This window comes from Streptomyces sp. CNQ085 (genome assembly GCF_022614595.1).
Taxonomy (GTDB): domain Bacteria; phylum Actinomycetota; class Actinomycetes; order Streptomycetales; family Streptomycetaceae; genus Streptomyces.
The window spans coordinates 1-21326 of the sequence record NZ_JAJFAU010000046.1; the positions used below are offsets into that span (position 1 = coordinate 1).

Consider the following 21326-nt stretch of genomic DNA (forward strand, 5'->3'; position numbering starts at 1 on the left):
GGGCCGGCCCGGGACAACATTTCCCGGCCCTTCGCGCCGCCGGGGCGCGGTGGCCGGATACATGGTGTGGACGGGGCTGTTCCGCATCGGACAAATTTGCTTCCGCAAGGAATGTGGAGACCCCTGGTCGGGGCGCAGGCGCGAGGGCCTGTGCCGCTCCTGCGACTGCTCCGGATGCCCAGGCCGCTGTGAGCGCTGCGGTAACTGCTGTAGGTGCTGCAACAGCTCGAGAAGTTCCGGTGGGTCCGGTGGGTCCGGTGGTGGCGATGGGGGATGCGACCGCAACTGCGTTTTCAGCGGTTGTGGCTGACGGCTGCTCATGTCCGGTATGCGGGGTGACCGGTACGCTGAGCAATGCGACTTGGCGCAACGGCACCCTTGCGCGCGCCGATCGAACGTGTGAATACTCCGTCCCGGTGCTTGTCAGGGACGCGTCGTACAGCGGGTCCCCGGCGACTCCATGCGCCCGTGCCCCATAGCGGGTTCCCCCATTTCCTTCACAGGAGGAACAGCCAGTGAAGACCGAGCGCACCTCTCCCAAGCGCGGCCGTATCCGCATGCTCGCCGCGGTCTCCGCCGTGGCCGCCGCCGCGGCCATGGCTCTGCCGACCTCGGCGAGCGCCGCCCCCGCCCCCTCGCCCGCGGCCCAGGTCGCCATGGCGGACAAGGCGATGAAGACCGTGGACATCGCGGGGACCGCCTGGTACACCGACAAGGAGACCAACACCCTGGTCGTCACGGTGGACAGCACCGTCAGCAAGGCCGAGATAGCCAAGATCAAGAAGACCGCCGGCGCGGGTGCGGACGCCATTCGCATCGAGCGCACCTCCGGCAAGTTCAACAAGCTGATCTCCGGCGGTGACGCCATCTATCGCAGTGGCGGCGGGCGCTGCTCGCTGGGCTTCAACGTCCGCAGCAGCAACGGGACGGACTACTTCCTGACCGCCGGGCACTGCACCGACGGCTACCCGTCCTGGTCCTCCAGCGCCGGCTACCTCGGTCCGACGGTCGGCTCCAGCTTCCCGGTCAACGACTACGGCCTCGTCCGGCACGACAACTCGCAGTCCAAGCCGGGCACGGTCGGCAGCCAGGACATCACCAGGGCCGCCAACCCGTCCGTGGGTCAGCGTGTCTACCGTCGCGGCAGCACCACCGGTACCCACAGCGGCACCGTCACCGGTCTGAACGCCACCGTCAACTACGGCGGCGGCGATGTCGTCTACGGCATGATCCAGACCAACGTCTGCGCCGAGCCCGGCGACAGCGGCGGCCCGCTGTACTACGGCACCACCGCCTTCGGCCTGACCTCCGGCGGCAGCGGCAACTGCACCTGGGGTGGCACGACCTTCTACCAGCCGGTCGTGGAGGCGCTGAACGCGTACGGCGTGAGCGTTCACTGACTTCACCGCTCCTCGAGCCCCCGCCCGGCTGTGCCGGGCGGGGCCTCCGCCGTGCCCGCCGTGCCCGCCGGACCGGGCGGACCGGGCGGACCGGGCGGAAGGGCCCGAGGTGCCGGACAGCGCCGGTGCGGGGATGATGACGGAGGCGGCCATCACCCTCAGGTGCGGCGTGAACACTTTGCGTGTGTGTCCCCGTCGGCCGAGGAAAGGATGACCGGGCCGGACATTCCTCCGGGGCCGCTCTCCCCACAGGCGGCCCCACCCCCACGGGAGGCACAGTGCTCAAACACCGACGGACACTCACGCGGCGCATCGCCATCGCGGGCGCGGGCATGGCGGCGATGCTCTCCGTCCCCCTCGCCCCGGCGAGCGCGGACACCCCCACCCCCGTCGCACCCAGACCGCTCACCCCCACCGCCGCGGGCCAGCTGGCCTCGACCCTCGCCGGAGACCTCGAGGACGACATGGCGGGCGCCTACTACGACGCCGAGGGACGCAAGCTGGTGGTCAACGTCCTCAGCGAGACGGGTGCGGAGACGGTCCGGCAGGCCGGCGCCGAGCCCCGGATGGTCGAGCACTCCCTCGCGCAGCTCGAAGCCGTGCGGAAGGACCTCACGGCCAAGAGCGTCCCCGGCACCGCGCGCGCCGTCGACCACCGGCTCAACAAGGTCGTCGTCACCGCCGACAGCACGGTCGGGGAAGAGGTGCTGGCCGATCTGAGGAAGCAGGTGGCCGAGCGGGACGACATGGCGGTCCTCAGGCAGGCCGAGGGGGAGTTCGCCCCCCTGGCCCTGGGCGGTGACGCGATCTGGCGCCGGGACGGCGCGCGCTGCTCGCTCGGCTTCAACGTGGTCAGGAACGGCATGCCGTACTTCCTCACCGCGGGCCACTGCGCCCGGCTCTTCGATCGCTGGTCCGTCACCCGTTCCGGGCGCGGCATCGGGGTCACCGTGGCGAGCGAGTTCCCCGGCGACGACCACGCCCTGGTGCGGTACACCACCCGTACGGACCACCCGAGCCGGGTGAACCTGTACGACGGGACCAGCCGCGCCATCACCCGGGCCGCCGACCCCCTCGTCGGCCAGCGGGTGTGGCGCAGCGGCAGCACCACGGAGGTCCACGACGGAGAGGTCACCGCGGTGGACGTCTCGGTGACGTACCCGCAGGGCAGGGTCGACGGACTGATCCAGACCGACGTCTGTGCCGAGCCCGGCGACAGCGGCGGCCCGCTGTTCTCCGGCACCACCGGCCACGGCCTGACATCCGGCGGACGCGGGGACTGCTCGCGGGGAGGCGAGACCTTCTACCAGCCGCTGACCGAGGCGCTGCGCGACCACGGCGCCCGGATCGGCTGACGGCCGGGCCGCGAGACGGCCCCCCCCGCCTCCCCCTCGGGAGACGGGCCGGGCCGTGGGAGTGCGGGGCCGCGTACCGGGCGACGCCGGCCGGTATCTGTCGAAGCGGCCCTTCCGGTCCGGGTCAGCGGGACTCGGCCGCGACCAGCTCCGCGATCTGGACGGCGTTGAGCGCCGCGCCCTTGCGGAGGTTGTCGCCGGCGCAGAACAGGGCCAGGCCGTGCTCGGCGGTCTCGTCGGCGCGGACGCGGCCCACGTAGGTCGGGTCCTGGCCGGCCGCCTGCTGCGGGGTGGGCACGTCGGAGAGGACCACACCAGGGGCGTCCTGAAGCAGCTCACGGGCGCGCTCGGGGCTGATCGGCCGCTCGAAGCGGGCGTTGATCTGGAGCGAGTGGCCGGTGAAGACCGGCACGCGCACACAGGTGCCCGAGACCCTCAGCTCCGGGATGCCCAGGATCTTGCGGCTCTCGTTGCGGAGCTTGTGCTCCTCGTCGGTCTCGTCCAGCCCGTCGTCCACGATGGAGCCCGCCATCGGCAGCACGTTGAAGGCGATGGGCCGCACGTACTTGTCGGGCTCGGGGAACTCGACCGCGGAGCCGTCGAAGGCCAGACGGGTGGCGTCGCCCTCGACCGCCTTGCGGATCTGCTCGTCCAGCTCCGCGACACCGGCCAGACCGCTGCCGGACACCGCCTGGTAGGTGGCCACGACCAGGGCGGTCAGCCCCGCCTCGGCGTGCAGCGGCCGCAGCACCGGCATGGCGGCCATGGTGGTGCAGTTGGGGTTGGCGATGATGCCCTTGGGGCGCTCGGCGGCGGCCCGCGGGTTCACCTCGGAGACCACCAGCGGGACCTCGGGGTCCAGCCGCCAGGCGGAGGAGTTGTCGATGACCACGGGCCCGGCCGCGGCCACCTTCGGAGCCAGGGCCCTGGAGGTCGAGCCGCCCGCGGAGAACAGCACGATGTCCAGCCCCGTGTAGTCGGCCGTGGCGGCGTCCTCGACGGTGATCTCGCCGCCCTTCCAGGGCAGCGTCCGTCCGGCCGAGCGAGCCGAGGCGAACAGCCGCAGCCGCTCCACGGGGAAGTCGCGCTCGGCCAGGATCTCGCGCATCACTGCGCCGACCTGGCCGGTGGCTCCGACGATGCCGATTCTCATGGGGCTCCCTCTGTCGTGCGTGTCCCGCTGCGTCAGCCCTCTACCCTGCCCTGCCGGACGTACGTGCGCCAACTTCCTTTGGCGTACGTCACACCCCGGGCGGGCCCGGACGCCCCCGTGGCCGTCGCGGTGGCCACCTCCCACTGCGGGGAGCTGGCGATACGGGAGGCCGAGGAGTGCGTCCAGCTCCACGGCGGCATCGGCATGACCTGGGAGCGCCCGGCGCATCTGTACCCCAAGCGCGCCAAGGCCGACCGGATCGCGCTGGGCGCCCCCGACCGCCACCGCGCCGCGCTCGCCGCTCTGGTGGACCTGCCGGCGCCGGTGGGCTGAAACCCGGCGGCGCCCGGGGAGCCCGGGTCGGGCAGGGCGTCCTCCAGGCAGGAGACCGGAAGCTCCGCAAGCTCCCGGTCGACCTCCCCCGCTTACCACGGTGGGAACGGGTGTGGCGGAAGCCGCCCGGGGGAGAGGAAGGCGGGTACGCCGGTCCGTACGGGCTCGGCCCGCGCCGTACCCGGGGCGGCCGGAGTACCGCTGGGCGCCGGAGACCGGAATCCGGGAGCGCGGCTGACGCGCTGGTGCACAATCGACGCACCTTGCGCATCCCGCGCGCCCAGCGCCATCCGACGTTCCGACCCGCCGCAGGAGAAGTGACGTGCCCCTGAGAATCACCGTCGACCCGGACGTCCCCGCCGCCCCCTACGAGCAGGTGCGCGCCCAGATCGCCGAGCAGGCACGCGGCGGCGATCTGCCGGTCGGCCACCGGCTGCCCACCGTGCGCGGTCTCGCCGGGGAACTGGGGCTGGCGGCCAACACGGTGGCCAAGGCCTACCGCGCGCTGGAGGCCGACGGGGTGATCGAGACCCGGGGCCGCCACGGCAGCTTCATCGCCGCCACCGGGGGCACCACTGCCCGCGAGGCCGCGGTGGCGGCCCGGTCGTACGCCCGGCGGGCCAGGCGCCTGGGCCTGGACCGGACCGCCGCGCTCTCCGCCGCCGAGGAGGCGGTCGCAGCCGAGTACGGCATGGAGGGCTGACGTATCAGCCGACTTCCAGCCGCTCCCGGGCCACTGTCAGGGCAGAAGCGGAGGCACTTGATCCGCTCCCCCGCGCGCCTGCCGCCCGATCAGCTCCGCCACCGGATCGCCCGTGCGCTCCCCGGCGGCCCGGCGCGGAGGCTTCACAGGTACATCCCCTCGTCCGACCGCCCCGGCTGTGGCGGCACCGAGGCCGGGCCCGAACCGCGGCGCAGCGCGTACAGCTCGGCCAGGGTCGCCCCGTCGCGTCCGACGCCCTCCTCGGCGCCGAGCCAGCCCACGGCCTCGGGGCGCGTCAGCGGGCCGACCTCGATGCGGGCCAGGCAGCGGCCGGGGCGGACGACCGCGGGGTGCAGCCGCTCCAGGTCCTCGTTGGTGGTCAGGCCGACCAGGACGTTGCGGCCCTGGCCCAGCAGTCCGTCGGTGAGGTTCAGCAGCCGGGACAGGGCCTGTCCGGTGGCGTGCTTGGCCTCGCCGCGGATCAGCTCGTCGCAGTCCTCCAGGAGCAGCAGCCGCCAGCGCTCCCGGCCCGGCCGGTCCGGGGCTCCGTCGTCCTCGCCGATGGCGATGTCCATCAGATAGCCGACCTCGTTGAACAGCCGTTCCGGGTCGAGCACGCAGTCCACCTGGCACCAGTCCTGCCATGAGCGCGCCAGCGTCCGCAGGGCGGAGGTCTTGCCGGTGCCCGGCGGGCCGTGGAGCAGCAGCAGCCGGCCGGTGATGTCGTCCGGGGTGGTCTTCATCAACCCGTCCATGGCCTCGGCGACCGGGGCGGTGTAGTTGCCGCGGATCTCCTCCCAGCTTCCGGCGGTGATCCGGCGGGTGGTGCGGTACGGGCCGCGTCGCGGGGAGTTGTACCAGAAACCCATGGTGACGTCGTCCGGCCGGGGCTCGGGCTCGTCCTCCGCGTCCTCCACCGCGGCCTTCAGCGTCCGCTCCGCCAGTTCCTCGCTGACGGCCGTCACGGTCACGTCGGCGCCGCGGGACCAGCGGGAGACCAGTACCGTCCAGCCGTCGCCCTCGGCCAGCGTCGCGCCGCGGCCGCCGTCGCGGGCCGAGCGCAGTACGGCCGCTCCCGGCGGCAGCAGTGCCGTGCCCTTGCGCACCCGCTCCAGGGAGCGGCTGCGGGCGTGCGGCTGCTCGCCGGTGGTGAAGCGGCCCAGGAAGAGGGCGTCGATGACATCGGAGGGGGAGTCGCTGTCGTCGATGTTGAGTCGGATGGGCAGCGACTCCTCGGTCGGCGCGGAGGGGCGGTCGGCACACATGGCCCCCATGATCGGGCACGGAGGGCCCGTGCGCACGCAGGTTTCGCCGTCTCGCCGGGGGAGTCCGGCGGACGCTCAGCGCAGGACGACGGTCACGGCGAGGGCGGCCGGCGGCAGGAGCAGCAGTCCGGCGACGAGCGCCGGCACCCCGGTCGGCGTCCCGGGGGTCCGGCGCGTCCCGGCTCGGCGCTGAGGCGGTGCCGGTCGGCGAGCAGCCGCCCGCTGTCACCTGTGTTCGTCCCTCTCCCCCCGTCCCCGGCCTCCGCCATGGGGCCGGTCGGATGCCGTTGTCTCGTACGGTGTTCGTCAACCCCCTTGCGGGGAAGGTGAATCGAGTGGCCGGAATACCCGTGGGTCACGGTCGGGAGATAGGGTTACCCTGCCCGGGCCGGGAGCCCTCGTTTGGGTGGGGAGTGTCATGGAACAGATAACGGTACGCAGCAGGGCGAGGATCCCTGCGATCCAGTGCGGGAGCGGCGCGACCGGTTCGCGCCTGGACCGGCACTTGAGCGTGCTGGCGGGGCCCGCCGTCTCCCAGGACGACACGGCGGAGGCGACCTTGCTCGTGCGTGAACTGACCGCGTGTGACGCGGTCCACATGCACTCCCGCAGCAGGGGCGCGCGGGTCTCCCTCTTCGTGCCGCTACGGCGGCTGCGGCGCTCCCTCTTCGGGGGCCACGCCTAGCCACGGCGCCCGGCCGCACCCGGGCCGAGCGCCACGGCCCGGTCCCGCCCGTGCTCCCGGCACCCCTGCGGCACTCCGCTCCCGTGGCCGGCCTCCGGCCCGCCGCCGCGGGGAGCGGCTGCTCACAGCAGTGTCAGCTGCCCCTCCGGACCCTCCTCACGGTGGTCCAGTACGGAGGCCGGGCGCCGCGCCCCCGGCGGCGCCGGCAGCACACCGGCCTCCCGCAGCGCGGACACCCCCACCACCGGGCTCCCTCCCCGCCGCTCCGCGAACTCGGCGCGTGCCTCGCGCAGCCCGCCGAGGAGGGTGAGCACGGTGATCAGTTCCAGCAGCTCCGAGGTCCACCCGGCAGGCCAGGCATTCGGGCGCACCGCCTCCAGCGTGCCGGGTGCGGCCGGGGCCGTACGCCGGGCGAACCAGTCGGCGAGCACCCGGACGCCGCCCGCCTCGAACTCCCAGGCGCCGCGCGCCACCGGCGCTATCCGGCCGCCCCCCACCCACAGGATCTCCTCCCGCGCGTCATGGCGCAGCGCGTCCGGGGCCGGGTGCTCGGGCAGCGCGCCCCGCACATAGGGGCGCCGCCCGCCCGGCAGACGCGGACGGGTGCCGTCGCCGCAGCGGGCGCCGCGGGTGTGCGCCCGCAGCACCTCGCGGCCCAGCGCGACGCCCTCCTCCCACACTTCGCGGTCCGCGGTGAGCGGTACGGCACGGCCGCCGGGGACGGTGCGCGCCGCCGCGGCCGTCCAGGCCAGCACGTCCTCGGCCGTCACCGGAGTGCCCAGCACTCCGGCCAGCAGACCGGGCAGGCCCGGGGCGAGGTTGGGCTCGCGGCCGCCCGGGCGCCGGTACAGGGGACGTACGCGGCCGGTCCGGGACGCGGCGGCGCCGACCGGGAGCAGTTCGGTGAAGACCGGTTCCGGAACGGGGGAGCGTGGCCCGGCCGGGGGTTCGACCAGGAGAATCTGCCGGTCGTCGGCGACGCGCCACAGCTCGGGCCGGGCGGCGTCGAGCAGACGGTGGTCCGGAATCAGCCACTGCCGGTCGTACGGTCCGCACAGCACCCGCACCGGCTCCGGGCACGGTCCGTCCTCCCGGTCCAGCCGGACGGCGGGGGCGTCCGCGGCGGTACCGGGCAGCCGGGGGACGGCGGTGCGGGTGGTGCGGGCGCGGGTGGGCGCGAACAGCGCCTCGCGCCCGGCGCCGGAGGCCCGCAGCAGCGCGGCCCAGCGGGACCGCAGCGACGCCGCGTCCGGCGCCGTCACCCAGTCCCGGCCCGTCCGGACCGTCCGGACCGACCAGGGCATCAGCTCGTCCAGCGGAACGTCCTGGCCGCGGCCGCCGCCCGTCCCGGCACCCACCGTTTCCCTCCCCGCTGCTCCTGCTGCCCGTCCCGTACGGCTCACCGCACGCATGTTACGGAAGGCGGGTCAGTCCGCCTCCACGGTGACGGAGAAGGAGAAGCGGTCGCCGCGGTAGTGGATACGGGCCACGTCCACCACCCGGCCGCTCTCGTCGTAGGTGACGCCGGTGTAGTGCAGGATCGGGCTGAGCAGCGGCACCTGGAGCAGTTCGGCCGTCTCCGGGGCGGCCAGCCGCGCCTGGACGGTGTCGGTGATGCGGCTGATCCGCACGCCCACGGCGTCGCGCAGCACCTTTGTCATGGGCCAGCGGGCCAGGTCCTCCAGATCGATGCGGCCGGCCAGTTCGGGGCGGACGAGGTTCTCCGCCCAGTTGGTCGGCTCGCCCGTCTCCCGGTCGCGGCGCAGCCGCCGGTAGGCCACCGCCTCGGTGAGGTCCGGGAAGTACTCGGCCAGCTCTCCGGGGACCGGTCCGGCTCCGTGCCCCAGCAGCACCGTCTCCTCGCCCGACTGCTGGGCCACGATGGCGTCCACCGAGCCGAGCAGCCGCACGGGGGACCCGCTGCGGGCGCTCGGCTCGATGAAGGTGCCGCGCCGCCGGTGCCGGGAGATCAGCCCCTCGTTCTCCAGCTCCTTGAGCGCCTGGCGCATGGTCAGCACGCTGACGCCGTAGTGCTCGGCGAGCCGCTCCTCGGTGGGCAGGCGCAGAGGCGCGCCGGGGGAGCGGCCGAGTACCGAGGCGCGCAGGGATTGCGAGACCTGATACCACAGCGGCAGTTTGCGGTTCAGCGCGAGCGAGTCGGGGGCGAAGGTGGGCATGGTGGCCTCCGGACGGCCGGGCTGGTTGGTTGCTGTGTCACGACGTCACGACGCCGCCGCGGTGCCGTGGGTCACAGTACGCGCCATCGCCCCCCGACGAGGGCCCCTCAGTTCCGGAAGCGGCGCTCCAGGCCCTGCCACACGTCGTCGTAGCCGCTCTGGAGGTGCCCGGCGTCGCGCGCCTGGGCGGTCAGCGTCACCGGCCAGCGGGTCTCGAACATGAAGGCCAGTCCGTCGTCCACCTTCTGCGGGACCAGTTCGGCGGCGCCGGCCCGGTCGAATGTCTCGCGGTCCGGGCCGTGGGCGGACATCATGTTGTGCAGGGAACCGCCGCCGGGGACGAAGCCGCCGGGGCCGGCGGTCTTGGCGTCGTAGGCGCCCTCGATCAGGCCCATGTACTCGCTCATCACGTTGCGGTGGAAGTACGGCGGCCGGAAGGTGTCCTCGCCGACCAGCCAGCGCGGGGCGAAGACCACGAAGTCCACGCCCGCCAGGCCCGGGGTGTCCGACGGCGAGGTGAGGACGGTGAAGATCGACGGGTCGGGGTGGTCGTAGCTGATGCTGCCGATCACGTTGAAGCGGCGCAGGTCGTAGACGTAGGGCGTCAGGTTGCCGTGCCAGGCGACGACATCCAGCGGGGAGTGGTCGTAGGTGGCCGTCCACAGGCCGCCGCAGAACTTGCTGACCACCTCCACCGGGCCCTCCACGTCCTCGTACGCGGCGGCGGGGGCGAGGAAGTCACGGGGGTTGGCCAGGCCGTTGGCGCCGATGGGGCCGAGGTCGGGCAGGACGAAGGGGCGGCCCATGTTCTCGCAGACGTAGCCGCGTACCACCGCGTCCAGCGGCTCGACGCGGAAGCGGACCCCGCGGGGGATCAGCGCGATGTGGCCCGGTTCGGCGCGCAGCAGGCCGAACTCGGTACGCAGCAGCAGGCCGCCGCGCTCGGGCACGATCAGCAGCTCGCCGTCCGCGGAGCTGAACACCCGGCGTTCCATGGGAGCGTCGGCGGCGTACAGGTGAATGGCCACGCCCTCGCGCCGGGCGGCGTCGCCGTTGCCGCCCAGGGTCCACAGCCCGTCCAGGAAGTCGGTGCCGGGGGCGGGGTCGGGCAGCGGGTCCCAGCGCAGCCGGTTGGGGTCGGGCTCGGTCTCGGTGAAGGGGGCGCCGCGCAGGGATCCGCCGTCGGCGGGGACGAAGCGGGGGTGGGCGGCCGAGGGGCGGATGCGGTACAGCCACGAGCGGCGGTTGTGGGCGCGCGGCTCGGTGAAGGCGGTGCCGCTGAGCTGCTCCGCGTAGAGCCCCAGGGGTGCGCGCTGGGGGGAGTTGCGACCGACGGGAAGCGCTCCCGGAACGGCCTCGCAGGCGTGTTGGTTCCCGAAGCCGGAGGAGTACGCCAGCCCCTCCGCGATCCTGCGCGCCTGCTCGAAACCGCTTGTGGTGCCACTCATCGCAACGCTCCAGGTGCTCAGGGTTTCCTGTTGTCAACCATAGGAATGCGGAGGTCCGTACGTCAACGGCGAGTCTTGGACGGGTGTGCCGCCGTTCCGGCTCCCTCCCCTGGGCGGCCGGGGGGTGATCGGGCTGGAGTTCGCTTACCGTCCGGTCGGTATGTCGCCGCCGGACCGCACCGCCCACCCGGACACCGAGTCCTCCGTCGCCGAGCCCTACGCCTTCGAGGCCGCCGTGCGCGCGGCCAACAACGCCCTCCAGGTCTTCGGCGGCTACGGCTACATCGACGAGTACCCCGTCGGCGAGCTGCCGCGCGATGTCCGCGTGATGATCCCGTACGAGGGCACCGGCCAGATCCACAAGCCGCTCATCGGCCGCTCGCTGACCGGGGTGTCGGCGTTCTGACGGTCTTCCGGGGCGTTCCGCGTGCCCCAGCTGCCTAAGCGGCTGCTCAGCAACCGTTGTATGGTGTTTGCCCGGTGGGACGAACGGGCGAGGTGCTGATGGCTGCGGAGACGGGAGCGGAGTCCGTGGAGAGCGCGGACGCCATGGACGCAGAGGACACCGAGGGCGCCGTGGAAGGCGTCGGGGAGCCGGACGACTCCTGGGGCGAGGTGGCCCCCGACGCCGCCCGGCGGCTGCTGCTGGCGGCTGTCGAGGCCTTCGCCGAGCGCGGCTTCCACGCCACCACCACCCGGGACATCGCCTCCCGCGCCGGAATGAGCCCCGCCGCCCTCTACATCCACTACCGCACCAAGGAAGAGCTGCTCTACCAGATCAGCCGGGTCGGCCACGAGCGCTCGGTGCGCATCCTCACCGAGGCCGGCAACAGCGCGGTGACGCCCGCCGACCGGCTCGCCGCCGCGGTGCGCGCCTTCGTGCGCTGGCACGCCGAGCGCCACACCACGGCCCGGGTGGTGCAGTACGAGCTGAACGCGCTGGCCGAGGAGCACTACGCCGAGATCGTCGCCCTGCGGCGGCGCAGCGAGGAGATCCTGCGCGGCATCCTTCAGGACGGGGTGGCCGCCGGGGACTTCACCGTCCCCGACATCCGGGGCACGGCCCTGGCCGTGCTCTCGCTCTGCGTCGACGTCGCCCGCTGGTTCCGCGCGGGCGGCACGCGCACCCCCGGGGAGATCGGCGAGTTCTACGCCGGGCTGGTGCTGAAGATGGTCGGCGCCCCGGCCGCCCCCGCCGGCGACACCGCGGACGGGGGCGGCCGGGGCGCGTGAGCCCGGCGGACGGCGGGCGTCAGAGGTAGTAGCGCACGAGGCTCTCCGCGACGCACACCGGCTTGTCCCCGCCATCGCGCTCGACCGTCACCAGCGAGGTGAGCTGGACGCAGCCCTCGCCCACCTCGGAGACCTCCGTGATCCGCGCGGTCGCGCGCACCCGCGAGCCGGCCGGCGCGGGGGAGGGGAAGCGGACCTTGTTCACGCCGTAGTTGATGCCCATGCGCACGCCCTCGACGCGGATCAGCTGCGGCACCAGCACCGGCAGCAGCGAGAGCGTCAGATAGCCGTGCGCGATGGTGGTGCCGAACGGCCCGGCGGCGGCCTTCTCCGGATCGATGTGGATCCACTGGTGGTCGCCGGTCGCGTCCGCGAACAGGCCGATCCGCTTCTGGTCGACCTCCAGCCAGTCGCTGGTGCCCAACTCCTCGCCGACAGCGGCCTTCAGCTCGTCGACCGATGTGAGAACCCGGGGTTCCGCCATCGAAGTTCGCCTCCCCAACCCTGCGTGATGTCCGTGTGTCCGTGGTGTCGGCACACGCTACTAAGCGCTTGCTCAGCATGGTCGGGGGTCTCGGACATGTCAACGGCTGGGCCCCTCCCCCGCGTGCGTGACGTGTCGCCCACGGGCGTCAGCCGCTGACCGCCATCCTTCCCGCGCCGTTGCCGTGCGCCACCGTCCCCGGACGCCGGGCCCGCGGGGCCTGCTCGGCGCTGTGCGTCGCCCGCGCCGCGCGCCGCGCCTCGCGCGCCTCCGCCTCGTGCACCAGCCGCCGCAGCACCTCTGCCAGCGGGGCGGGCGGCGCGGCACCGGGATCCTCCACGGGCAGCAGCCCGCGCCCGCCCCAGCACCTGCGGTGCCAGGCGTCGCCCGGCGGCTGCCGGACGCCGACGTGCTTCTGCTCCCTGCGCCGCCGCGCGAAGTCGCGCTCGTACGCCAGCCACACCTCCCGGGCCTCCTCCAGTTCCTCCAGGGCGGCCATAAGCCGCTCCGGATCGGGGCCGCGGTCGTCGGGGGAGATGCCCGCGCGGGCACACAGATGATGCCAGGTGGCGCGGTGCCCGTAAGGGGCGAAGCGCTCCAGGCACTTGCGCAGGGCCTGCCTGCGCTGGGACGGGTCTCTCCCGGGATCACGGACCTGTTCCGCCAGGGCGTTGAAACCGGCCAACGTGTACCACCTCCGACGTAATCGTCCACAGCCGTCATCACTGGGACGTACCGGACCCTCCAGTGGATCCGTGTGCCCGCGAATCTTCCGATGCCACATACCGACTGGTTAGTCTGTGCGGGAAATCCGTGGACCACCGGGAGCGGGCCGGAAGCGGACACCGCCGGCGACCGGAACGAGACGAAGGGTGGGCACATGGAGGACCTGAGAGACTCGGGCGTCGTGGTGACCGGAGCGGGTGGCGGCATCGGCGCGGCCCTCGCCCGCGCCTTCGCCGAACGCGGCGCCAGGGTCGTCGTCAACGACCTCGACGCGGGCAGGGCCGAGGCCGTCGCGCGTGAGATCGGCGCCACGGCGGTGCCCGGCGACGCCTCGGGGATCGTCCCCGCCGCCCGCGAGGCCCTCGGCGGCCGTGTCGACGTCTTCTGCGCCAACGCCGGCATCGCACCCGCCGGCGGCCCCGAGGCCGAGGACGCGGTCTGGGACGCCGCCTGGGACGTCAACGTCATGGCCCACGTCCGGGCGGCGCGCGAACTGCTGCCCGAGTGGCTCGAGCGCGGCCACGGCCGCTTCGTCGCCACCGTCTCGGCCGCCGGAATGCTCACCATGGTCGGCTCCGCGCCCTACAGCGTCTCCAAGCACGCAGCCCTCGCCTTCGCCGAGTGGCTGTCGCTCACCTACCGTCACCGAGGCATCGACGTCCACGCCGTGTGCCCGCAGGGCGTGCGCACCGACATGCTCGCCTCCGCCTCCACCGCGGGCGACCTGGTGCTGGCGCCCACCGCCATCGAGCCGGAGGACGTCGCCCGCGCCACCCTGGAGGCCGTCGACGCCGGGCGCTTCCTGGTCCTGCCGCACCCGGAGGCCGCCCGCTACGCCGTCGCGCGCGCATCCGACACCGACAAGTGGCTGGACGGCATGAATCATGTGCAGCGGAAGCTGGAGACAGTCCAGCGGGACCAGCGGGTCCGGTAAGGCCACGAGCAGCAGGAGGAACCGTCATGACGAGCCCGGCGAACCAGCGGCAGGACGACGCCCCCATCCAGCCGGTCCCGCGGCGGCTGCTGGCCGCCGCCACCCGGCTGTTCGCCGACCGCGGCTACGACCGCACCTCCGTCCAGGAGATCGTCGAGGCGGCGGGCGTCACCAAGGGCGCCCTCTACCACTACTTCGGTTCCAAGGACGACCTGCTGCACGAGATCTACGGCCGGGTGCTGCGCCTGCAGCAGGAGCGGCTGGACGCCTTCGCCTCCTCCGACGCCCCCGTGGAGCGGCGGCTGCGCGACGCCGCCGCCGACGTCGTCGTCACCACCATCGACAACCTCGACGACGCCTCGATCTTCTTCCGCTCCATGCACCAGCTCAGCGAGGACAAGCAGAAGCAGGTGCGCTCCGAACGCCGCCGCTACCACGAGCGGTTCCGCGCCCTGATCGAGGAGGGGCAGAAGGCGGGGGTGTTCTCCACCGCCACCCCGGCCGACCTGGTGGTGGACTACCACTTCGGCTCCGTGCACCACCTCAGCACCTGGTACCGGCCCGGCGGGCGCATGACCCCGCAGGAGGTCGCCGACCACCTGGCGGACCTGCTGCTGCGGGCCCTGCGGCCGTGAATCCCCCCGCAGGTCCGGCGCCTTACGGACCACCCGGAGAACCCGGCACGAACCACGAACTGTGACACCGGACCCACGACCCCACACGACCTACGAGCAAGGCGGAGGCCTCAGGTGAAGGCATGGCGCGTCCACAGCAACGGCGAACCGCGCGAGGCGATGCGGCTGGAGGAGGTCCCGGCCCCCGAGCCGGGCCCCGGCCGCCTCCTGCTGCGCGTACGGGCGGCGAACGTCAACTTCCCCGACGCGCTGCTGTGCCGCGGCCACTACCAGGTACGCCCCCCGCTGCCCTTCACCCCCGGCGTGGAGCTGTGCGGCGAGGTCGTGGCGGCCGGCGAGGGCACCGCCACCGCCACCGGCACCCGCGTCATCGCCCAGCCCGACCTGCCCCACGGCGCCTTCGCCGAACTGGTGGCGGTCGACGAGGCCCACTGCGCCCCCGCGTCGAAGGCGCTGGACGACGCCGAGGCCGCCGCCCTCCACATCGGCTACCAGACCGGCTGGTTCGGCCTCCACCGCCGCGCCCGCCTCCAGGCCGGCGAGACGCTGCTGGTCCACGCCGCCGCCGGGGGAGTGGGCAGCGCCGCCGTCCAGCTCGGCCAGGCCGCGGGCGCCAAGGTGATCGGCGTCGTCGGCGGGCCGGAGAAGGCGGCGGTGGCCCGGGAGCTGGGCTGCGAGACGGTGATCGACCGGCGCGCGGTCGACGGCGTCAAGGGCCTGGCCCAGGCGGTCAAGGAGGCCACCGGCGGCCACGGCGCGGACGTCGTCTACGACCCTGTCGGCGGCGACGCGTACACCGCCTCCACCAAGTGCGTCGCCTTCGAGGGCCGGATCGTGGTCGTCGGCTTCGCCGGCGGCGCCATCCCCAGCCCCGGCCTCAACCACGCCCTGGTGAAGAACTACGCCATCCTCGGCCTGCACTGGGGCCTGTACAACACCCACGACCCGGCCGCCGTCCGCGCCTGCCACGAGGAGCTGACCAGACTCGCCGAACAGGGCGTGGTCAAGCCGCTGGTGAGCGAGCGCGTACCGATGGAGGGCGCGGCCGACGCCGTCCAGCGCGTCGCCGACGGCACCACCACCGGCCGCGTCGTCATCCAGCCCTGAGCCGCTGCCGGCCCACCCGCCGGCGCCGTGTGTCCCCGGACCGCTGGGCGGTCCGGGGACACACGGTTCCCTTGTGGGCGGCTGGAAAGGTCAGGAGAAGCTCACCGGTTGCGCTTCTCCGCATCGTGCAGGCGCTCGGCGTCCTCAACGGCCCCCACTCACACGCACGCTCGAAGGCGCGCTTGACGCATACTCCACGCTCCTGCCGCTCCAAGTGGAAACTGAGTGCCGGATTCACCGCTTCCCCCTTGTCCCTGACCTCCGCAAGCGCCATGACGCGTTGCAGGAGCTTGCTGTCGAGTTCGATGCGAATCACGGACATACGGCGCCTCCTTCCATGTGGTGTGACTACCGGCCCTCCACGTCCAGTTCGTCCGCCAGGGTCCGCAGGGACGCGGATGGCTGGGGGCTCATGACCAGCAGGTCGGACACGATCTGCCTGACCACCGGCAAGGGCCAGGCCCGCTGGACCATGCGCTGGAAGACCGCCCTGAATGCCTTCGACATCACCTTCGACGGCCGTCTGTCGGCAGCCCGTCAGTAACCCTCAACAACCTTGGTTACACCGCTCGTTTGACAGACCCGGCTCCGGAAGGGGGCGGGGAGTCACTCCAACTCAGGCTCCGCAAGGCGGTTGAAGCCGGCGAGGCGGGGCGAGACGGTGAAGGGGAAGGAATCGCCGTCAGGGGTCTTGAGGGCCGCGACGATGTCGTGATCCGGTTCGCCGAACACCTCGAAGCGCTCCACGGCGCAGTGCTCCATCACCTCGCGGATGTACGGGTCCGACAGCCGCCAGTGGGTACGGATGGCGTCGGAGTCGCGGTAGAGCTGGAAGCTGTGCGCCAGCATCCGTTCCTCGTCGATGAAGACCTCCACCATGAGCTGGGGCCCGTGTTCCCGGGCGAACGCCACCGCCTGCGCGATGGCGCGGCGGAAGCCGTCGAGGTGGCCGTCGGTGATGCGCATGGTGTTGCGGAAGAGGATGGTGCCGTTGCTCGTAGTATCCATGGGCTTGAGTGCCATACTTGAAGTGAGGTTGAGGTCAAGGGTGGAGTCCGGCGGGAGACACCGGCCACGTGAGGAGCGCCATCCGTCGGCCTGATGCTCCGGGTGCTGCCAGACTCGCTCCATGCGGGCGATCATCGAGGACATGGCCGGCCGCCTGGCCGAGGTGCCGGGCGTGGTCGGGGTGATGCTCGGCGGCAGCCGGGCGCGCGGCGAGCACCGGCCCGGATCGGACTGGGACCTCGGCGTCTACTACCGGGGCGAACTCGACCTCGCCGCCCTGCGCGCGCTGGCCGGTCCCGGGGTGGAGATGGCCGGCCCGGGCGGCTGGGGGCCCTGGGTGAACGGCGGTGCGTGGCTGCGGGTCGGCGGTGTGGCGGTGGACTGGATTCTGCGGGACCTGGACCGGGTCGGGCGGGTGTGAGCGGACTGCCGCGAGGGCCGGTACGAAGTGGGCGTACAGGCCGGGCACCCGCTCGGATTCTGGTCACCGTGCTATGCGGGCGAGGTGGCGCTCGGCCGGGTACTGGCCGACTCATCCGGGGAGTTGACGGATCTTCGGCGCAGGACCGCGGTCTACCCCGAGCCGCTGCGGGAGTCGCTGACCGCGGCGGCCTGGGAGGCGGAGTTCCTGGTCGGCGCCGCGGCGAAGGGCGCGGCAGGGGCGGACACGCTCTACGTCTCGCTCTGCCTGTCCCGGGCGGTCGGTGTGCTGGTGCAGGCGGTGTTCGCCGGGGACCGGCGCTGGTGCCTCAACGAGAAGGGCGCGCTGGCCGTCGCCGAGACACTGCCGGTCGCGCTGGCCGGCTTCGGCCCGCGGGCCCGACGCTTGCTGGGAGCACCTGGCGAGACCTCCGAGTCGCTGGCGGCGACGGTGGCCGAGGCGCGGGCACTGGTCGAGGAGACCACCGCCGCGCTGCGGAACCGCACCGGGTGACAGCGCCTGCCCTGTCGGGCGCGGCATCTCGCTCCAGGTGTTAGGACTACACTCCTTGGGAGTGTAGTCCTAACACCCTCGCGCGCCCTCCGGGCGCGGGGCCTCAGGACTGAGCGGGCGCGAAACGCTTCAGCTCGCGGCGGGCCAGGGAGCGCTGGTGGACCTCGTCCGGGCCGTCGGCGAGCTGGAGGGTGCGGGCGCCGGCCCACAGCTCGGCCAGCGGGAAGTCCTGGCTGACGCCGCCCGCGCCGTGCAGCTGCACCGCGCGGTCCAGGATGCCCACGACCGTGCGCGGCACCGCGATCTTGATGGCCTGGATCTCGGTGTGCGCGCCCCGGTTGCCGACGGTGTCCATCAGCCAGGCCGTCTTGAGCACCAGCAGCCGCAGCTGCTCCACCGACACCCGCGCGTCGGCGATCCACTGCTGGACGACACCCTGCGCGGCCAGCGGCCTGCCGAAGGCGGTACGGGTGCCCGCGCGGCGGCACATCAGCTCGATCGCCCGCTCGGCCATGCCGATCAGCCGCATGCAGTGGTGGATGCGGCCCGGTCCCAGCCGGGCCTGGGCGATGGCGAAGCCCCCGCCCTCCTCGCCGATCAGGTTGGCCACCGGCACCCGCACGTCGTGGAAGATGACCTCGGCGTGGCCGCCGTGCCAGTGGTCCTCGTAGCCGTAGACCGTCATCGCGCGGCGCACCTCGACGCCCGGGGTGTCGCGCGGCACCAGCACCATCGACTGCTGGCGGCGGATGTCCTCGCCGTCCGGGTCGGTCTTGCCCATCACGATGAAGACCGCGCAGTCGGGGCTCATCGCCCCGGAGATGTACCACTTGCGGCCGGTGATGACGTACTCGTCGCCCTCGCGCCGGACGTGGGTCTCGATGTTGGTGGCGTCGGAGGAGGCGACCTCCGGCTCGGTCATGGCGAAGGCCGACCGGATCTCCCCGGCCAGCAGCGGCTTCAGCCACCGCTCGCGCTGCTCGGCGCTGCCGAACTGGGCCAGCACCTCCATGTTGCCGGTGTCGGGCGCGGCGCAGTTGGTGGCGGTCGGGGCGAGCTGTGGGCTGCGGCCGGTGATCTCGGCCAGCGGCGCGTACTGGAGGTTGGTCAGTCCGGCGCCGTGCTCGGCGTCGGGCAGGAAGAGGTTCCACAGGCCGCGCTCGCGGGCGGCGGCCTTCAGCTCCGCCACCACCGGCGGGGTGCGCCACGGCGAGTCCAGCGCCGCGCGCTGCTCCTCGGCCACCGCCTCCGCCGGGTGGACGTGCTCGTCCATGAAGGCCAGCAGCTTCTCGCGGAGCTCCTCGGTGCGTGCGTCGAATCCGAAGTCCATGGCGGATCAGTCCTCCCGCAGGGTGGTGAGGCCTTCCGAGACGAAGAGGGGGACGAGCGCGCCGATGCGGTCGAAGCCCGCGCCGACGGTCTGTCCGAGGGTGTAGCGGTAGTGGATGCCCTCCAGGATCACGGCGAGCTTGAAGTAGGCGAACGCCGTGTACCAGGCGATGCCCGAGACGTCGCGGCCCGATGAGGAGGCGTACCGCTCGATCAGCTCCCGCGCGTCGGGATGGCCGGGGGCCTCGCGGGTGGTGGCGATGGGGGCGCCGGGGATGCGCCGCCGGCCGCTGTACATCACCAGCAGGCCCAGGTCGGTCAGCGGGTCGCCGAGGGTGGACATCTCCCAGTCGAGGACGGCCGCGATCCGGTCGTCCGCGCCGACGAGCACGTTGTCCAGCCGGTAGTCGCCGTGGACGATCGCGGGGGCGGGGGAGGCGGGCATCCGGCTGCCGAGCAGGGCGTGCAGCTCATCGATGCCGGGCAGTTCGCGGCTGCGGGAGGCGTCCAGCTGCTTGCCCCAGCGCCGCAGCTGCCGTTCCAGGAAGCCCTCGGGGCGTCCGAAACCGTCCAGGCCGACGGAGTCCGGGTCCACCGAGTGGAGCTTCACCAGGGCGTCGGACAGGCCGAGGACCAGCTCGCGGGTGCGCTCGGGACCGAGCGGGGCGAGCTGCTCGGCGGTGCGGTAGGGGGTGCCCTCCACGTACTCCATCACGTAGAAGGGCGCGCCGAGGACGGCGGTGTCCTCGCACAGCAGCACCGCGCCGGGCACGGGCACGTCGGTGGGGCCCAGGGCGTTGATCACCCGGTGCTCGCGGGCCATGTCGTGCGCGGTGGCCAGGACGTGGCCCAGCGGAGGGCGCCGCACCACCCAGCGCGAGGTCCCGTCGCTCACCTTGTAGGTCAGGTTCGAGCGGCCGCCCTCGATCAGCTCCGCGCTCAGGGGCCCCTGGACGAGCCCCGGGCGCTCGCCGTCCAGGTACGCGCGCAGCCGCGCGGGATCGAGGCCCGGTGGGTGGTGCTCGGTCATCGGCAGGCTCCTCGGCGGGAAGAGGGTGGTCGTGCGTACCGGGCAATGATGCCGACTGGTCGGTATGGAGTCCAGGGAGGAGCGCGAAAAGAGAGCCCCGACACCGCGCGGAGACGGCGCCGGGGCCGCGATACGGGTCAGCGGGGGACGGCGGCGACGGCCAGCTCCGTGACCTCGTCCGGCGTCCCGTCGATGGGGACGACCGCGCCCGCCTCGTCCGCGTCCAGCGCCTCCAGCGTCTCGAACTGGGACCTCAGCAGCGCGGACGGCATGAAGTGGCCGGTGCGGCCCGTCAGCCGCTCGCCGATCAGCTCGGGCGAGCCGTCCAGATGAAGGAAGAACAACTCCGGCGCGGCCCGGCGCAGCCGGTCGCGGTAGGCGCGCTTGAGGGCGGAGCAGGTGACCACGCCGCCGTCGGCGCCCCGGGCCTTGAGCCAGGCGGCGATCGCGTCCAGCCAGGGCGCGCGGTCGGCGTCCGTCAGCGGGACGCCCGAGGCCATCTTCGCCACGTTCCCGGGCGGGTGGAAGTCGTCGGCCTCCGCGTACGGCACCCCCAGCCGCTCCGCCAAGGCCGTGCCCACCGTCGTCTTCCCGGACCCGGACACACCCATCACCACGACGAGCGGACTCACAACAGCCACACCACCACTCCAAAGATCGGCACCGACAGCGTACAGAGGGCCGCCGCGTACGCCGTGCGCGTACCCAGCGTCCCCGGCCGGGGCACATCCAGCGCGCGGATGCGGCGGTGGGCCAGGCCCAGGAAGGCCAGCCACACCAGCGCCCCCAGCGCGGCCGGCACGTACTGCCGCGGCGGCCCGCCGTCGTGCAGCGCCCCGCGGGCCAGCAGCGCCACCACCGCCGCGAAGGCCAGGGTGGTGCGCCGCCAGGCCATCCGGGTGCGCTCCGGCTGCGCGGCCGGATCGCGTACGGCCGCCCCGTCCCCGCGCGGCCGGCGGTCCGCGCTCACCGGCCCAGTTCTCCCAGCAGCACCCCGGCGACCACCACCAGCGCGGCCACCGCCGTGCCCAGCGCCAGCAGCACGGGGAAGCGGGACAGCGGCAGATCGTCGCCGTGCCGCATGGCCCGCTCGGTGCGCAGCCAGTGGTTGACCGCCCGTACCGCGCACAGCGCGCCGCCCGCCAGCAGCAACACGGCGATCGCGGCCCGGGGGCCGGGGCGGATCCCGGTCAGGAACTGGTCCACCGCCAGGCCGCCCGCCACCAGCGCCAGCGCGGTGCGGATCCACGCCAGGAAGGTCCGCTCGTTGGCCAGCGAGAAGCGGTAGTCGGGGGTGGTGCCCTCGGTCCGCATCCGCTCCGGCGTCAGCCACAGCCGCAGCGCGTCCCGCAGTCCATGCCAGAGCCGTTCGATCATGCTCCCGACA

The 21326-nt window shown here is 73.3% G+C and carries 24 protein-coding genes and 2 pseudogenes; 12 read left to right on the top strand and 14 right to left on the bottom strand.

The genetic code is table 11. From position 1 onward, the window contains the following. Positions 1-515: 515 nt before the first annotated feature. Positions 516-1400 (top strand): S1 family peptidase, encoded by an 885-nt coding sequence (locus tag LJ221_RS10675; protein ID WP_241715721.1) that lies wholly within the window; start codon positions 516-518, stop codon positions 1398-1400. A gap of 332 nt (positions 1401-1732) precedes the next feature. Next, positions 1733-2755 (top strand): S1 family peptidase, encoded by a 1023-nt coding sequence (locus LJ221_RS10680; protein ID WP_241715771.1) that lies wholly within the window; start codon positions 1733-1735, stop codon positions 2753-2755. A gap of 124 nt (positions 2756-2879) precedes the next feature. Here the strand turns inward: LJ221_RS10680 and LJ221_RS10685 are convergent, their stop codons facing one another. Further along, positions 2880-3908 (bottom strand): aspartate-semialdehyde dehydrogenase, encoded by a 1029-nt coding sequence (locus LJ221_RS10685; protein WP_241715724.1) that lies wholly within the window; start codon positions 3906-3908, stop codon positions 2880-2882. Positions 3909-4013: 105 nt separating this feature from the next. Between LJ221_RS10685 and LJ221_RS10690 the strand changes: the two are divergent. Beyond that, positions 4014-4241 (top strand): annotated as a pseudogene (locus LJ221_RS10690) (acyl-CoA dehydrogenase family protein); the annotation flags it as partial. A 322-nt stretch (positions 4242-4563) separates the two neighbouring features. Then, a complete protein-coding gene (locus tag LJ221_RS10695; protein WP_241715726.1) occupies positions 4564-4944 on the top strand; it encodes a GntR family transcriptional regulator in 381 nt (126 codons plus the stop codon). Between the two features lie 143 nt (positions 4945-5087). Here the strand turns inward: LJ221_RS10695 and LJ221_RS10700 are convergent, their stop codons facing one another. After that, positions 5088-6209: a DUF5925 domain-containing protein gene (locus LJ221_RS10700; RefSeq protein WP_374228423.1), complete on the bottom strand. Its 1122-nt coding sequence runs from the start codon at positions 6207-6209 to the stop codon at positions 5088-5090. 418 nt (positions 6210-6627) lie between these two features. Here LJ221_RS10700 and LJ221_RS10705 point away from each other — a divergent pair, with 418 nt between their 5' ends. After that, positions 6628-6894, top strand: a complete 267-nt coding sequence (locus tag LJ221_RS10705) for a hypothetical protein (RefSeq protein ID WP_241715730.1) — start codon at positions 6628-6630, stop codon at positions 6892-6894. 122 nt (positions 6895-7016) lie between these two features. Here LJ221_RS10705 and LJ221_RS10710 read toward each other — a convergent pair whose 3' ends face one another. The 3 genes from LJ221_RS10710 to hmgA all read right to left on the bottom strand — a co-directional run bounded on the left by LJ221_RS10710 (position 7017) and on the right by hmgA (position 10519). Next, positions 7017-8198, bottom strand: a complete 1182-nt coding sequence (locus LJ221_RS10710) for a type ISP restriction/modification enzyme (protein WP_241715773.1) — start codon at positions 8196-8198, stop codon at positions 7017-7019. Between the two features lie 123 nt (positions 8199-8321). Beyond that, positions 8322-9071: a GntR family transcriptional regulator gene (locus tag LJ221_RS10715; protein WP_241715732.1), complete on the bottom strand. Its 750-nt coding sequence runs from the start codon at positions 9069-9071 to the stop codon at positions 8322-8324. A 107-nt stretch (positions 9072-9178) separates the two neighbouring features. Further along, positions 9179-10519, bottom strand: coding sequence for a homogentisate 1,2-dioxygenase (gene hmgA / locus LJ221_RS10720; protein WP_241715734.1), 1341 nt, complete (start codon positions 10517-10519; stop codon positions 9179-9181). 124 nt (positions 10520-10643) lie between these two features. Between hmgA and LJ221_RS10725 the strand changes: the two genes are divergently transcribed. Together LJ221_RS10725 and LJ221_RS10730 are read left to right on the top strand one after the other, a co-directional pair. Beyond that, complete coding sequence (locus tag LJ221_RS10725) at positions 10644-10925, top strand: acyl-CoA dehydrogenase family protein (RefSeq protein WP_308314757.1); 282 nt, start codon at positions 10644-10646, stop codon at positions 10923-10925. Between the two features lie 143 nt (positions 10926-11068). Further along, positions 11069-11752 (top strand): TetR/AcrR family transcriptional regulator, encoded by a 684-nt coding sequence (locus tag LJ221_RS10730; RefSeq protein WP_241715775.1) that lies wholly within the window; start codon positions 11069-11071, stop codon positions 11750-11752. A 19-nt stretch (positions 11753-11771) separates the two neighbouring features. Here the strand turns inward: LJ221_RS10730 and LJ221_RS10735 are convergent, their stop codons facing one another. Together LJ221_RS10735 and LJ221_RS10740 are read right to left on the bottom strand one after the other, a co-directional pair. Then, positions 11772-12236: a MaoC family dehydratase gene (locus tag LJ221_RS10735; protein WP_241715737.1), complete on the bottom strand. Its 465-nt coding sequence runs from the start codon at positions 12234-12236 to the stop codon at positions 11772-11774. A 148-nt stretch (positions 12237-12384) separates the two neighbouring features. After that, the gene (locus LJ221_RS10740) at positions 12385-12921 is read right to left on the bottom strand and encodes a hypothetical protein (protein WP_241715738.1); all 537 of its coding nucleotides are present in this window, start codon (positions 12919-12921) and stop codon (positions 12385-12387) included. A gap of 195 nt (positions 12922-13116) precedes the next feature. Here LJ221_RS10740 and LJ221_RS10745 point away from each other — a divergent pair, with 195 nt between their 5' ends. From LJ221_RS10745 to LJ221_RS10755, 3 genes are all read left to right on the top strand, one after another. Continuing rightward, positions 13117-13896, top strand: coding sequence for an SDR family oxidoreductase (locus LJ221_RS10745; RefSeq protein ID WP_241715740.1), 780 nt, complete (start codon positions 13117-13119; stop codon positions 13894-13896). A gap of 26 nt (positions 13897-13922) precedes the next feature. Continuing rightward, complete coding sequence (locus tag LJ221_RS10750; protein WP_241715743.1) at positions 13923-14531, top strand: TetR/AcrR family transcriptional regulator; 609 nt, start codon at positions 13923-13925, stop codon at positions 14529-14531. A 114-nt stretch (positions 14532-14645) separates the two neighbouring features. Further along, entirely contained in the window at positions 14646-15638 is a 993-nt protein-coding gene (locus tag LJ221_RS10755) for an NADPH:quinone oxidoreductase family protein (RefSeq protein ID WP_241715745.1), read from the top strand. On the opposite strand, the gene LJ221_RS23945 is transcribed toward LJ221_RS10755, so the two are convergent. Continuing rightward, entirely contained in the window at positions 15625-15960 is a 336-nt protein-coding gene (locus LJ221_RS23945) for a type II toxin-antitoxin system VapB family antitoxin (RefSeq protein ID WP_374228424.1), read from the bottom strand. The two genes, LJ221_RS10755 and LJ221_RS23945, sit on opposite strands and share 14 nt — an antisense overlap. A 90-nt stretch (positions 15961-16050) precedes the next feature. Between LJ221_RS23945 and LJ221_RS23445 the strand changes: the two genes are divergently transcribed. Further along, positions 16051-16182, top strand: a complete 132-nt coding sequence (locus LJ221_RS23445) for a hypothetical protein (protein WP_302851986.1) — start codon at positions 16051-16053, stop codon at positions 16180-16182. A gap of 62 nt (positions 16183-16244) precedes the next feature. Here the strand turns inward: LJ221_RS23445 and LJ221_RS10760 are convergent, their stop codons facing one another. Then, complete coding sequence (locus tag LJ221_RS10760; protein ID WP_241715747.1) at positions 16245-16661, bottom strand: hypothetical protein; 417 nt, start codon at positions 16659-16661, stop codon at positions 16245-16247. Positions 16662-16767: 106 nt separating this feature from the next. Here LJ221_RS10760 and LJ221_RS10765 point away from each other — a divergent pair. Next, positions 16768-17580 (top strand): annotated as a pseudogene (locus LJ221_RS10765) (nucleotidyltransferase domain-containing protein). Positions 17581-17683: 103 nt separating this feature from the next. Here the strand turns inward: LJ221_RS10765 and LJ221_RS10770 are convergent. The 5 genes from LJ221_RS10770 to LJ221_RS10790 form a co-directional block, all read right to left on the bottom strand. Then, on the bottom strand, positions 17684-18910 hold the full coding sequence (locus tag LJ221_RS10770) for an acyl-CoA dehydrogenase family protein (protein WP_241715749.1): 1227 nt from the start codon (positions 18908-18910) through the stop codon (positions 17684-17686). Between the two features lie 6 nt (positions 18911-18916). Then, a complete protein-coding gene (locus LJ221_RS10775) occupies positions 18917-19939 on the bottom strand; it encodes a phosphotransferase family protein (protein ID WP_241715752.1) in 1023 nt (340 codons plus the stop codon). 137 nt (positions 19940-20076) lie between these two features. Next, entirely contained in the window at positions 20077-20550 is a 474-nt protein-coding gene (locus LJ221_RS10780; protein ID WP_241715777.1) for a gluconokinase, read from the bottom strand. 17 nt (positions 20551-20567) lie between these two features. Beyond that, positions 20568-20909, bottom strand: a complete 342-nt coding sequence (locus LJ221_RS10785) for a DUF202 domain-containing protein (protein ID WP_308314758.1) — start codon at positions 20907-20909, stop codon at positions 20568-20570. Next, a complete protein-coding gene (locus LJ221_RS10790; RefSeq protein WP_241715753.1) occupies positions 20906-21316 on the bottom strand; it encodes a YidH family protein in 411 nt (136 codons plus the stop codon). The genes LJ221_RS10785 and LJ221_RS10790 overlap by 4 nt, the downstream gene beginning before the upstream one ends. Positions 21317-21326: the final 10 nt, after the last annotated feature.